This window comes from Geomonas sp. RF6 (assembly GCF_021044625.1).
In the GTDB taxonomy this organism is placed as follows: Bacteria; Desulfobacterota; Desulfuromonadia; order Geobacterales; family Geobacteraceae; genus RF6.
This window is the reverse complement of the sequence record NZ_CP087999.1, coordinates 2,447,819-2,461,107: the sequence shown is the minus strand read 5'-3', so window position 1 is coordinate 2,461,107 and position 13,289 is coordinate 2,447,819. Positions and strand designations below refer to the sequence as shown.

The 13,289-nt window shown below is 62.4% G+C and carries 10 protein-coding genes; 6 read left to right on the top strand and 4 right to left on the bottom strand.

Annotated elements, in window-relative coordinates; translation table 11 throughout:
• Nucleotides 1-38 precede the first annotated feature (38 nt).
• Nucleotides 39-263 (top strand): MoaD/ThiS family protein, encoded by a 225-nt coding sequence (locus LPW11_RS10540; RefSeq protein WP_230998083.1) that lies wholly within the window; start codon nucleotides 39-41, stop codon nucleotides 261-263.
• A 94-nt stretch (nucleotides 264-357) separates the two neighbouring features.
• Here LPW11_RS10540 and LPW11_RS10535 read toward each other — a convergent pair whose 3' ends face one another.
• Nucleotides 358-1,557, bottom strand: coding sequence for an acetate/propionate family kinase (locus LPW11_RS10535; protein ID WP_230998082.1), 1,200 nt, complete (start codon nucleotides 1,555-1,557; stop codon nucleotides 358-360).
• 205 nt (nucleotides 1,558-1,762) lie between these two features.
• On the opposite strand from LPW11_RS10535, the gene LPW11_RS10530 reads away from it, so the two are divergent.
• Entirely contained in the window at nucleotides 1,763-2,572 is an 810-nt protein-coding gene (locus tag LPW11_RS10530; protein ID WP_230998081.1) for an alpha/beta fold hydrolase, read from the top strand.
• 87 nt (nucleotides 2,573-2,659) lie between these two features.
• Nucleotides 2,660-3,967 (top strand): DNA recombination protein RmuC, encoded by a 1,308-nt coding sequence (locus LPW11_RS10525; protein ID WP_230998080.1) that lies wholly within the window; start codon nucleotides 2,660-2,662, stop codon nucleotides 3,965-3,967.
• A gap of 158 nt (nucleotides 3,968-4,125) precedes the next feature.
• On the opposite strand, the gene LPW11_RS10520 is transcribed toward LPW11_RS10525, so the two are convergent.
• Nucleotides 4,126-5,184, bottom strand: a complete 1,059-nt coding sequence (locus LPW11_RS10520) for a GPMC system family 4 glycosyltransferase (protein WP_230998079.1) — start codon at nucleotides 5,182-5,184, stop codon at nucleotides 4,126-4,128.
• 173 nt (nucleotides 5,185-5,357) lie between these two features.
• Between LPW11_RS10520 and LPW11_RS10515 the strand changes: the two genes are divergently transcribed.
• The 3 genes from LPW11_RS10515 (at nucleotide 5,358) to LPW11_RS10505 (ending at nucleotide 10,902) form a co-directional block, all read left to right on the top strand.
• Nucleotides 5,358-6,113, top strand: a complete 756-nt coding sequence (locus tag LPW11_RS10515) for a GPMC system MBL fold metallohydrolase (RefSeq protein ID WP_230998078.1) — start codon at nucleotides 5,358-5,360, stop codon at nucleotides 6,111-6,113.
• A gap of 53 nt (nucleotides 6,114-6,166) precedes the next feature.
• On the top strand, nucleotides 6,167-8,011 hold the full coding sequence (locus LPW11_RS10510; RefSeq protein WP_230998077.1) for a TIGR04442 family protein: 1,845 nt from the start codon (nucleotides 6,167-6,169) through the stop codon (nucleotides 8,009-8,011).
• A 113-nt stretch (nucleotides 8,012-8,124) separates the two neighbouring features.
• On the top strand, nucleotides 8,125-10,902 hold the full coding sequence (locus tag LPW11_RS10505; protein ID WP_230998076.1) for a GPMC system transcriptional regulator: 2,778 nt from the start codon (nucleotides 8,125-8,127) through the stop codon (nucleotides 10,900-10,902).
• Between the two features lie 357 nt (nucleotides 10,903-11,259).
• Here the strand turns inward: LPW11_RS10505 and LPW11_RS10500 are convergent, their stop codons facing one another.
• Nucleotides 11,260-12,402 (bottom strand): MalY/PatB family protein, encoded by a 1,143-nt coding sequence (locus tag LPW11_RS10500; RefSeq protein ID WP_230998075.1) that lies wholly within the window; start codon nucleotides 12,400-12,402, stop codon nucleotides 11,260-11,262.
• 23 nt (nucleotides 12,403-12,425) lie between these two features.
• The gene (locus tag LPW11_RS10495; RefSeq protein WP_230998074.1) at nucleotides 12,426-13,241 is read right to left on the bottom strand and encodes a HesA/MoeB/ThiF family protein; all 816 of its coding nucleotides are present in this window, start codon (nucleotides 13,239-13,241) and stop codon (nucleotides 12,426-12,428) included.
• Between the last annotated feature and the right edge of the window lie 48 nt (nucleotides 13,242-13,289).

The following is a 13,289-nucleotide window of genomic DNA, read 5'->3' as shown; positions in this document are numbered from 1 at the left end:
TTTTGACCCGTTGCGCAGCAGAGGAGTAAGATCAAGGCATGAAGATAACTGTCAAGCTTTTCGCATCATTCAGGGACAACAGGTTCAAGGTCGAGGAAAGGGAGTACCCGGAAGGGACCGTGCCGCGGACTATCATGGAGGAGCTCGGGATTACCGAGGAAGAGATGGGTATCGTGCTCATAAACGGCCGCCATGTCTCGCTGGACGACCCGCTGCAGGAAGGACACACCCTGGCGATGTTCCCCCTGGTTGGTGGGGGGTAACGGACACCCGCCTCCCCCCTGTCCCCTCTCCCCGCGAGAGGGGCTACGGTGAGGAGGCATCCCCCTGCAAAAGGGAAATTCTCCTCACCGTCCTCTAGGACCACCCCAGGACCGTTGCAACCTCTGCGTTCACCAGCAGATCCTCCCCTGACGGCAACACCACGACCGGGAGCCTGGAATTCTCCGCGCTTATCACCACTTCACGCCCCCCCGCACTCGCATCCTTGTCACGCGCCGCATCGAGCCGTATCCCGAACGGCTCCAGATCTTTCAGCGCAAAGGCGCGCGCGGGCCAGTCGGCCCACCCCTCACTGTAGCTGAAGACGATCGCCGCGGGATTTCCGATCGCGATGTAGGCCCCCAGGTACTTCTTCAGCCGGTATCCCTCCATCTCCAGCGCGAGCCGCCCACGCGGCGAGCGGCGAAACTCCTTCTTCATGGCGGGGCCGTTCACCGGAGCGCCTGCGATTCCGACCGAGCCGCTCCTTTTGGCGAGGATCTCGTCCATCTCCTGCGGCGTGAGCTTCTCCTCCTCGATTATGAAGGGAATGATCCCGGCGTCGATGTCGCCGCAGCCGTTTTCCATCATGAGCCCCTGCAGCGGGGAGAATCCCATGCTGGTCTCGACCGAGGCGCCGTTTCGTACCAGGCAAAGCGAGGCACCTTCCCCCACATGCACCGTGATAAGCGTGGAGCTCTCCAGGTCGAGCCCGAGCAATTCCGCGCCACGCCGGGCGGCGTAGAGGTGGGCGTAGCCGTGGAAGCCGTAGCGCCTTATCCGGTGCTTCTCGTACCACTCGAGGGGAACAGGGTAGAGATAGGCCACCTCCGGCATCGTGCGGTGGAAGGAGGTCTCGAAGAGCGCGACCTGCGGGAGGGGGGACAAAAGCTCCTGACCCGCTTCAATCCCCTCCAGGCACGGCGCGTTCAGCTGCGGGGCGAGCAGCAACGTCTCCTTCAGAAGCGGGAGGGTTTCGGGAGAGATGAGGACCGGCGCACCGAAGCGCTCCCCGCCGTTCACCACGCGGTGTCCCACCCCCCGGATCCCCCCCAGATCCTTCAGCACGCCTGTTTTCTGGTCCGTGAGGGTATCGAGGAGTGCGGCAAGGGCGCCGGTGTGGTTTCGGCAGTCGACCTCGCGGCGCCGCGCGCGCTTCCCGGGGGTGCTCATGGTGATGCAGGAGCCGGTCCCCAGCCGCTCCACGGATCCAGCAGCGACCTCCCTCTTCATCTCCCAATCGTAAAGCAGATAGTGCATCGAGTCGTTGCGGCAACTGAGTGTCAGAATTAGCATGTGGAAAATCCCCTTCCCCGAGTGCATTCCTGTCGATCAATGAGAGTTTCTTATAGCAGAGCGCTCCTCAAAAGCCAATACTTAGAAGTGACCAAGAAACGCTTTTTGCTCAATGACAGCGCGGGGTTGATGTGATATGGTTACCCCTTTGACGACCGCCCGTTACCGCGCGCTAATTTTATTATAGTCCCCCAGGAGGTGACCGATGGAGATCACCCTCAACGATATAAAAATCGCCTATGACGACCGCGGCGCAGGTCCCGCCGTCCTCCTCATCCACGGTTTTCCGCTGAACCGGACCATGTGGCAGCCGCAGCTGGAGGCCCTCTCCCGCGCCGGCTACCGCGTCATCGCTCCGGACCTGCGCGGCTTCGGCGAGAGCGACGCGCCGGAAGGGGGGTACAGCATGGACCGCTTCGCCGACGATCTCGTCGCGCTGCTCGATGCCCTGAAGATCGAGCGCGCGGTCGTTGCGGGGATGTCCATGGGTGGCTACATCCTCCTGAACCTCCTGGAGCGCTACCAGGAGCGGGTCGCAGCCGCTGCCTTCATCGTCACGAGGAGCACCGCAGAGGACGAAGCCGGGCGCGCCCGCAGGACGGCTCTCGCGGCCGAAGCTGAGCGGCTGGGGGTAAATCCGATCATAAAGATCTTCGCCGAGCTCCTCTTCGCTCCCGACACGATCCAGACAAATCCGCAGCTGGTGGCACAGGTTACCGCCTGGATGCGCGGCACCAGCCCGAAAGGGCTCGCCGGGGGGCTTCTCTCCATGAGGGACAGGAAAGACTACACACCGCTTCTCCCCACCTTCCACCCCCCTGCGCTGGTGGTGACCGGCGCCGAAGACCGCGCCGGCGCCCCCGAAGCGGCAGAGCTCTTCGCGAAAGGGTTGCGGCGCTGCACGAGCCGCGTGATTCCCCGGGCCGGGCACATGGCGAACCTGGAACAGCCGGAGGAATTCAACGCCGCACTGGTGGAGTTTCTGCACTCTGTGAGGGAGAAGATGCCAGGCTGAGCGGGGGGGGGCGCGGCATCTCTTGTCACCACCCTTGGCTCAACAGGTCGTCTTTACCTCTACCCCTGATAATGGAAAGCACCCTTCATGTCTCCATTTGAAATCGTCTCTCTGATTCTCCTCTGCGCCACCCTCATCGTCGCCCTCCTCTGCCTCCTCACCATACGCCGCAGCGCCCTGGAGCGCGGGCGCCTCGATGCCTTAGAGCGATCGCTGGAGCGACTGGAGCGCACTTTCCAGGGGGAACTCGGCAGGAACCGGGAGGAGCTCTCCGGCACCATGCGCCTTTTCGGGGATTCGCTGCAGAAAAGGATGGTGGAGATCGCCACCATGCAGAAAGGGCAGTTGGAAGGGGTAACCCAGCACATCGCCGGGCTCTCCGCCGGAAACGAGCAGCGGCTGGAGAAGCTGCGGGAAACGGTGGAACTGCGCCTCAAATGGCTCCAGGAGGATAACGGGAAGAAACTGGAGCAGATGCGCGCGGTCGTCGACGAGAAGCTGCACCAGACGCTGGAGAAGCGCCTTGGCGAGTCGTTCAGGCTGGTGAGCGAGCGTCTGGAGCTGGTTCACAAGGGGCTGGGCGAGATGCGCAATCTGGCGGCCGGGGTGGGGGACCTGAAGCGGGTGCTGAGCAACGTGAAGACGCGCGGCACCATGGGGGAAATCCAGCTCGGTACCCTGCTGGAGCAGATCCTCACCCCCGCGCAGTACTCCTGCAACGTCGCCACCAGAAGGGGTTCGAGCGCGCGCGTGGAGTTCGCGCTGCGCCTCCCTGGCCACGGCGAGCAGGAGGTCTTCCTTCCGCTGGACGCCAAGTTCCCCCAGGAGGACTACCTGAGGCTCGTGGAGGCGCGCGAGGCGGGTGATCCGGCGCTGGTCGAAGAGGTGCAGAAGCAGCTGGAAAAGACGGTACGGGAGATGGCGCGGCTGATCCGCGACAAGTATCTCGACCCGCCCCACACCACCGATTTCGCCATAATGTTTCTTCCCACGGAGGGGCTCTACGCCGAGGTGCTCTGCCGCGCCGGGCTCTTCGAGCTCCTGCAGCGCAAGTTCCGGGTCATCATCACCGGACCCACCACGCTCGCGGCACTCCTGAACAGCCTGCAGATGGGCTTTCGCACCCTCACCATCGAGAAGCGCTCCAGCGAGGTGTGGCGCCTTCTGGGGAGCGTGAAGACCGAGTTCGGCTCGTTCGGGGCGATACTGGAGAAGACGAAGAAGAAGCTGGAGGAAGCGGGAAACAGCATCGATTCGGCGGCCCGCAGATCGCGGGCGATAGAGAAGAGGCTCAAGGATGTGCAGGAGGACGCTGCGCCGGAGCTGATCTCACCATCGCAGCAATACCTCGAGGAGTACGAGGGGGATGGGGCGGAGGCGGCGCCTCTTTCCTGACGGCGCCCGGCGGCGGGGGGGCTGACTCGTAGGCCGGAATAAGCGTAGCGTTTCCGGCATTTGCTGATGGCGGTTGCGTCCGTGGTGGACTGCCGGGAACGCCTGCCGGCTTATCCCGGCCTACATCGATTCTTCCATCACCGACATTTCCGCACCAGCTACAGGTGATGCGCGTCGCCATATGCGGCTGTGCCGGCTCCCTCGCCGCACTCCGCGACTATCTCCCGGTAGAGCTGCAGGTACCCCCGCCCTTCCGCCTCCGGCGAGTATTTTTCCTCCACCTCCGCCCTCCCGTTTTTGGCGAGCCTCCCCCGCAGGTGGTGGTCGCTCATGATCCGCTCGGCCTTCAGCACGAACTCCTCCGCATCCCTGAAGAGAAGTCCCGTTACCCCTTCCTTCACGATCGAACGGTTCCCTTCCACATCGGAAGCCAGCACCGCCCTGCCGTGCGCCAGCGCCTCGAGGACGCTGTTGGCCATCCCCCCCTCGAAGAGCGAAGTGTTGAGCACCACGTGGCACTTCCGGTACAGCTCGGCCATCTGGTCGTGACGGACCGCGCCGAGGTAGCGGGCGAAGGGGTGCGCCTCCAGCGCGTCCATGACCTCGGCGGCATACGCGGTATCCCGAATCGGTCCCACGATGCGCAACCGCACCTCCGGATGCTTCTCGTACACTTCCTGGAGAGGCTCGAGGGGGAAAAGGAGGTTCTTGACCGGGCGCACCCCGGCAGGAAGGAGGAAGATAAACTCGTCCGCCGGCGACGGCTCCGCCGTTAGAGGCGGGACCGCCACACCCTGCGCGATGACCACCGTATGCTCCTGCAGGGTCGGCATGTGCACCGCGAGACGCTGCTTTATGCTGCCGTGGAAGGCGACGAGACGTTTCGCGCCCCGCAGGAGGGAGTGGATCTCCAGGCTGCGCTGATCCTCCAGCGCCTGGTAGATGTCGCTCCCGGTGAGGGTGATCAGGTAGGGGATCCCGGTTTCCGCGGAGAGGGCATGGGCGACCCGCCCGCCGCTGTAGCCGTGAAAGGCATGGAGAAGCTGCGGTCCGAAGCGCTGCAGGGATCGAAGAAGCGCCTCCGGCGCCAGGTAGTCGGTGGGGAAGACCTGCACCTCGCAGCCGAGTGTGGCAAGCGAGCGCTCGATGCGCCGGACGGTGACGGCATTGCCGCTTTCAGGGGGGAAATAGTTGGGGGCGACAAGGGCGATACGCATACTGTGACAACCTCTCCTTAACGATTGCGACCACACATCAGCTGCGCCGGTGCAGTCGTCTGATGGCCTCCGGGGCACCCATATGGTAGCCTCAAAGTGTGCGCGAGGCAAGGGACAAAGCCCTTGCCTCAAGGTGCCAATCATGCTAGTTTACGGTCCCTGAGGTACCCTCCATGAAAATGACCATTCTCGGTTCTGGCACCTCGACCGGAGTTCCCATGGTCGGCTGCCGCTGCCGGGTCTGCAGTTCCAGCGACCCTCGTGACAAAAGAACACGCGCTTCTCTCCTGGTACAGTGGGATGGTCGCTACATCCTGGTCGACGCCTGCACCGATTTGCGCAGACAGGTGCTGCGCGAGCAGGTCCCGCACGTAGACGCGCTCCTCCTCACCCACAGCCACGCCGACCACATTCATGGAATAGACGACCTGCGCGGCTTTCATTTCATCCACCGCCGGGTCATCCCCTGCTACGGCAGCCCCCTCACCCTCGCACAGGTATCCGGCAACTTCGCCTACATCTTCGAAGGGAAGAACACGGAAGGGTATTCCCCCCTTCTCTCTCCCATCACCATAGACGGACCTTTCGAGCTTTTCGGCCGCACCGTCACGCCGGTCCCGATCATGCACGGAAAGCACGAAGCCACCGGCTACCGCTTCGGCGACGCCGCCTACTTGACCGACTGCAGCGCCATCCCCGAGCGCTCCCTCCCCCTCCTCCAGGGTCTGGAGCTTCTCATTATTGACGCGCTGCGCTACTCGCCGCACCCGAATCACTTCAACATCGAAGGCGCGCTGCACATCGCCCACCAGCTTGCCCCCCGCCGCACGGTCCTTACCCATCTCACCCATGAGGTGGCACACGAGGACGGCGAGAGACTCCCCGAAGGGGTGGAGTTCGCCTACGACGGCATGGTGTTCGAGCTGTGAGGACGCTCGCCGAGGCCAGGGCGGAGTCGCTCCCCCAATGCGGAAAGGACATGATGTTCAGGGACATACGCCTGCACGGCTACGCCAACGACAAGATCGAATACTACGCCATCGCCGCCGGCACCGAAGCGTACAACCGCTACTTCTTCAACACAGACCTCGCCGACTCCGACCACATCCGCTTCTTCTCCCCCGGAAATGAATTTATCATCGGCAGGGACGGCATCAGCCACCTCGGCAATGGCGGCTCCTTCTGCGAGTACATGTTCGGCGTGGACCAGCCGATCGCCGACCTCGCCAAGGAGGAGGTGTCGAACCGCCTGGTGGTGTACGGCACCCACTACGACAAGAGAGAGGGGGCGCTGCGCTTCAGCGACCGCACAGATGGAACCCTTTCCTTCGACAAGATCTTCTTCGACGGCAACGCCGTGTGCAACTACTTCTTTGCCATCACCGCCTCCGACTTCTCCGGAGCGCTGCGCGACCAGCAGGAGCACCTGGTAAAGATCCTCGGCAAGACGCTGAAGCGCTCCGACGCAGTGGGGATGGAAGACGAAAACGGGATCATAGGCCAGATCCTGAGCATCCTCGACGACCCCTCCGCGCACCTCTTCCTCTTCAAGCTCGTGCACACGAAGCACCGCGAGTACAGCGAGGCGTTCCGGGCGCTCTACTTCCGCAACAAGAAGATCACGGAGACGGAGTTCCACACCCTGGCGGAACTCGCGGAGCGGCACGGCATCGACCGGTACCAGCAGGAGAGGATCCGCATCGACGTCATGTACAAGCACCCGGACAACCGGCGCATCGTCGACGAGTACAAGAACATACTGATAAGTTGCAACCGCAAGGGGGAGATCAACAAGCTGGAGAACGCGCGGCTCACGCGCCTGAAGACCCTCTCGGTGCGCAACAAGATCCCCGGGGCGCTCTTCTACACCCTGGACGAGATGCTCAAGAAGGACAAGAAGCTGGAGCACCAGGAGGAGAGCGGCTACATCTCTGAGACGAGAGAGATCCTCGAGGGGATGTTCCTCACCGAGCACCAGATCGAGAGCGTCATCAACGCCGAGGACATGGTAAAGCTCCTCCTGGCAAAGAAGCAGGCGGCGGAAAACCGCGACCACGCCTTCGAGGAGATGCTGCTGGACGCGAGCAAGGCGTGCGACGAGAAGATCCGGGACGGCGCGGATATCTCGCTGCTGGAGGGATACTCCTACATCATCACCTACTTCGACCGCTACGACGCCACCTCTTCCGCGATCAGCAGGCTCGCCTTCATGGAGAACATAAAGATCTCCGAGGAGATGATCCGCAGTCTGCTCGGGAACAAGAGCGCCTTTGACCTCCTCGCGCCCGGCCTTTTCACCCGACTCTTCATCTCCGGGATACTGGAGAACAAGTACCTGGGGATCTACGGCAGGAAGAAGGTGACTCACCTCATCGAGGGGCTGAAACTGATCGAGGAGAACCGGCTCACCATCCGGGAACTTCTGGAGCAGCTCCTGAAGATCGACGGGGACGAGCGGCTGCACATCATCCTCCTGGAGCACGTGAAGGACCGGATCAGGAACTTCTACTCCCGCTACTCCTCGAAGGCCGACCAGGAAGCACTGAAGCGCGAGGTTGCCGAGGACCTGAAGCACAAGAATCTGCTGGACGGGGAGATCCCGGAGCATCTCTTCCAGGAGACGATTCTCGCCATCAAGAAGGAGGCGGTGTACATTCACAACCTTCTGCCGCGCGTCATCGCGGAGAAGGACTGCTCCCTCAGGGAGGACTTCCTGGAGAACTCCGGGCTGGATCGCTTCTACATCGAGGAGCTCGAGCGCGAGTTCTTCGAGCTGAACGGCCTGGACATGGAGGACCTGTACCAGATCCGCAAGGGGCTGAACTAGCCGGCGAACCGCGCTGTCTGTCCGACCTGTCCGACCTGTCCGCCCTTTCCCTTGACACCTCCCCCCATTCTCTCTAAAGTGTCCAGTGTACAAAATGTACTCAAAGGACACTCATGGCACCCACCAATGAACAGCTGGCGCGGATCGGCGCCCGCATCGCCTCGTTTGGCAAAGAGAACCTCGACGAAATGCTCCACCTCGTCGGTGAAGGGGCACGGATCATATCGTCGCTGGAGAGGGTCCGGATCTACCTCGAGGACCTCACCCGCGGCGCCCTCTCCTGCGCCTACTCCTGCGGCGCCTTCGCCGCGGAGACGAAAGAGATCACCTTCCCCATCATCTCCACCGAAGCCGCCGTCTCTCTCACCTACAAGACACAAAAGGTGAACATCTTCCACAACCCCGCGCAGACCGGCCTCCCGCTCGACAAGGACTTCTCCAGCCGCTTCGAGATAGATGGCATGACGCTCCTCCCCCTTTCCAGCCTCGGCAACCCCATCGGCGTCGTCTGCCTCGATGGTGAGCCGGTATCGGGGAGCGTGATCAACTTCCTGACCCACTTCCTGGCACAGGCTGGGGAACAACTGGACCAGGCGCGCAAGTACCACCAGCAGCTCCTCCTGGCCCGCCGCGTCGAGCTGTACAAGAAGAAGGAAGCCGCCGGCTTCATGGTGCGCTCCGCGGTGCGCCTCATCGACCGGCTCGACCTCGCCTCGGTCCTCGTGCCGGTGCCGGGGGGGATGGAGGTCCTGGCGAGCCACGCCGAGGACGCGAAGATAAAGGCGCTGTACGACAGCGAAAAGGGGATCAACCTGAAGCAGGGGAGCTCCCTTATCTCCCGCTACGTCTCCGAAAACGGGGTCATCTCCGACGACCGCCTGCTGCAGCCCCTCTTCATCGAGGATCTCCTGGAGGAGCACCTGCAAAAGCGCGCCATCACCGAGAAGATGTCGCTGCGCTCCCTGTACATGGTGCCGCGCTACGACCCGAAGACGCGGAAGCTCAATTGCCTCGTCAACTACTTCACCCGCCAGATGAGCCGCTTTTCCGATTTCGAGATGGGGCTGTTGCAGACCCACGCGGAGATGGCGGAGCGGGTCATCAGCGAGGTCGGCGGCGAGCACCTGGAAATCAAGGTGCTCTCCGAGATCACGGACCTTCTCCAGGAACGAAACGAGGGACTGCACCCCTTCCTCACGAAAGTCCTCTCCAAGGCCACCGAGCTCATCGGGGCGGATACGGGGAGTATCGCCATCGTCGAGGAGCGGCAGGGGGAGAAGTGGGTCGTCGTGGAGGGGGATGACGGATCCCTCATCGGCGCAAAAAACAAGGAGTGGATCAAGAAGATCATTCCCCCCTTCAAGATCGGAGGGCCCGAGCTCACGCCGGAGGAGCGCAGCCTCACCGGCTACGTGGCCTGGTCGAAGCAGCCGCGCATCCTCAACAACGTCGCCGACGACGCCGAGACCGGCGGCTTCCATCGCCCCGTCAGCGGGATCATCAGGAGCGAGATCGCCGTCCCCGTCATAAGCGACGATGAGGTCATCGCCGTCATCTGCCTAAACTCCGTCCAGGCCGGGTACTTCACCGAAGAGCACAAGCGGATACTGCAGATCATCGACCGGCTTACCTCGCGCCACATCTCGGACATCCAGCGCATCGACCGGCTGCAGAGCGAAGTCACCCGCCTGCACAGCGACGTGGCCTACAAGGACCCGCAGGTCTCTTCCTACCGGCTGGGAAACATAATCGGAAACAGCCGCAAGGCGCAGGAGATCGTGGAGTTCATCAACACGGTGGCGCGCCCCTTCTCCAACAGGATCCTCTTCTGGAACAAGACCGCAGTGCGGGAAGCGACCATCGGGCTCCCCTCCATCCTCGTCCTCGGGCAGACCGGCGCGGGGAAGGAATTCTTCTTCAACAACCTGTACAACAAGCTCGACGAGCTGTACCGGCAGCAGACCGGGGCAGGGACCGAGCTGCCGGTGAAAAAGACGAACATCGCCGCCTACAGCGGAGACCTCACCTACTCCGAGCTCTTCGGCCACACCAAGGGGGCCTTCACCGGCGCCTACAGCGACAGGAAGGGAATACTCGAGGAGGCGTCCGGCGGAGTCGTCTTTCTCGATGAGATCGGCGACGCCGACCCGAAGACGCAGGTGCAGCTCCTGCGCTTTCTGGACAACGGCGGCTTCGTGCGGCTGGGGGAAAACAGGGAACGCTTCTCCAAGGTGCTCCTGGTCGCCGCCACCAACAAGGACCTGCAGAAGGAGATCCGGCTCGGGAATTTCCGGGAGGACCTGTACCACCGCCTCTCGGAGCTGTCGGTGACGGTGCCGTCGCTCAACGAGCGCCGCGAGGACATTCCTGACCTCGCCACCCACTTTCTCGGCAAGCTGTACCGCACCTACCGCAGCGAGGAGGAGCCGCTGGAGCCGCCGGTGCTCTCGCGCGAGGCAAAGGAAGCGCTGGTGCATCACAACTACCAGGGGAACATCCGCGAACTGCGCAGCATCCTTCTGAGGGCGCTCTTTTTCCGCAGCGGAAAGTACGTGACAGGCGAGGACGTAGCGCGTGCGCTGCGGGCAGGGCTGCGGGAGAACGGCTCACCCGCCGAGCGGCTAACCGAGGAACTGGCGGTCGGCATCATGGACAGGATCAACGACGGGAGCGACTTCTGGGAGGCGGTGTACGAGCCGTACTCCAAGAGCCACATTTCGAGGGACGTGGTGCGTCTCGTAGTGGAGAAAACCCGCGCGGCGACAGGAAAAGGGATGCCCGACATCGCGAGGGCCCTGAAGGCGGTGACGGGGGACGTGCAGGAGGACGAGGAGGAAAAGAAGCGCTTCTTCCGCTTCAAGAATTTCTTATATAAGACGGTGAAGATATAGTCGCTTATTAGTATTAAACGAATCACTAATAGATGCGGATCCCGTTGAGCACACGACCATTAGGAAAAGTTGCAGTGGTAGTCGCAGCAGCATCCCGCAGCATCACGGCTCCCCCGCCAACGCGTCAATTCGAGACCGCTTTACGCATGCCCAGACGGCCACGCCCATTTTCAATTCAGGTAAAACTGAAATAAGACCTAGCCTTATTTTAGTTTTTGATGAAAAACTAAAAAACGTCTTGGTGTCATTTTTCTTTTTAGATACGACAAAGGCTCCCGGAGAGGGAGCCTTTTGTAATAAACACGCAGTGGAGAGGAGTTAAACGCCTCCTCTGCTAAAGAACTTCGCGCCCGACTTTCACCCCAGCGCAGCGCGCATGCGCCGGAGCGCTTCCTTCAATAACACCCTTGAGCAGCCGAAATTGAGCCTTACGAAGCCGGGGGAGTCGAACTCGGCTCCGTCGGAGAGCCCCACCCCTGCTTCCTCAAAAAACCTCCCGGGATTCTTGATCCCGGCGCTGCGCGTGTCGATCCAGGCAAGATACGTTGCCTCAACGTGCGTGACCTCCAGTCCCGGCATCGTCGCCACCTCGCCCTCCACCAGGTCGCGGTTCCCCTTCAGGTACTCCAGAAGCGCCCGCTGCCATTCCTTCCCGTGCCGGTAGGACGCGAGGGCGGCGGTGTAGCCGAGAGTGTTCACGTGCGGCACGATCTTTCCCATGGCGCTCAAGAAGCGGCGGCGCAGGGAAGGGTCGGAGATGACGGCAAAGGAGCAGCCGAGTCCGGGGACGTTGAACGTCTTGCTCGGCGCCTGCAGGGTGATCGTCCGCCTGGCGAGCTCCGGCGACAGGGTGGCGAAGGGGATGTGCTCCTTGTTCTCGTCCAGTATCAGCCCGGCGTGGATCTCGTCGCTGCAGACGACCAGGTTGTGGCGCTGCGCGAGGTCGCCGAGCTGGAGGAGCTCTTCTCGTGTCCACACGCGCCCGACCGGGTTGTGCGGCGAGCAAAGGAGAAGATGCGTTGTGCGCGGCGTAATGCTGCGCTCCAGCTCCGCAGGTTCCCAGCCCCAGCGGCCGCGCGAGAGGTGCAGCGGCACCTTCACGACGCCGCGGTTGCACAGGGGAGGGGAGGTCAGAAAAGGGGGATAAACCGGGGTGAAGGTCACAACATCGTCGCCGTCGGCGCCGACGGCGCGGCATGCCACGTTGATGCCGGTGACGAGCCCCGGAAGCCACACGAGCCACTCAGGGGAAATCTCCCAGCGGTACTCCCGCAGGTGGTAGGCGCACACCTCCTCCACAAGCTCATCGGGGGCGAGCGTGTAGCCGAAGACGCCGTGGCTTATGCGCTCGTGCAGCGCCTCGACTACAGGTGGGGGAGCGGGAAAATCCATGTCCGCCACCCAGAGCGGGATGATGTCGCGCCCACGGTACCGGTCCCACTTGAGGCTGGAGGATTTGGTGCGATCTACGACGGTGTCGAAGTCGAAGGTATGCGTCATGGCAGGCTTCCCTTCACTCACCGTCAGGCGCCGAGCTCGAGGTCGCAGACGTTCATGGCGTCCGTCTCGTCGACGAGCTCCGTGATGGTGGGGTTGTCGCCGCAGACGGGGCAATGAGCGCTTCGTGCGACATCGACCTTGGTGAAGTCGTTGTCCAGGGCATCATAGATCAGCATCTCGTTGGTGAGCAAGCTCCCCACCCCGAGAAGGAACTTGATGGCTTCGGTCGCCTGCAAGGTCCCGATGATGCCGGGAAGAACTCCGATCACCCCTGCCTCGGCGCAGGTGGGGATGGCGCCGCGGGGCGGCACCTTTGGAAAAAGACAGCGGTAGCAGGCGGAGCTTTTCGGGGTCACCGTCATCGTTTGCCCCAGAAACTGCAGGATGCCGCCGTGGGAGAAGGGCTTCCCCCCCATGACGCAGGCATCGTTGATCAGGAATTTGGCGGCGAAGTTGTCGGTGCCATCGATGACGAAGTCGTAGGGGGCAATGATCTCGGCGATATTCTCCGCACAGATCCACGCCTTGTGGGTGATGACGTTCACGTCGGGGTTTATTGCCGTCATCTTCTCGCTGGCGGAGAGGACCTTGTCTTTCCCGACATCGCTCGTGTGATGGATGATCTGGCGCTGCAGGTTGGAGACATCCACCACATCGGCGTCGGCAATACCGATAGTCCCCACCCCTGCCGCAGCAAGGTAGAGCGCTGCCGGCGAGCCGAGTCCCCCCGCGCCGATAATGAGCACCTTTCCGCTCAGGAGTTTCTTCTGCCCTTTCCCCCCTACACCCTTCAGGATGATGTGACGGGAGTAGCGCTCGATCTGTGCATCAGTAAGCATGACCACCTCTCTATGGCTTTGGGTCCCGAGAGGACCTCGCTCTTCAGG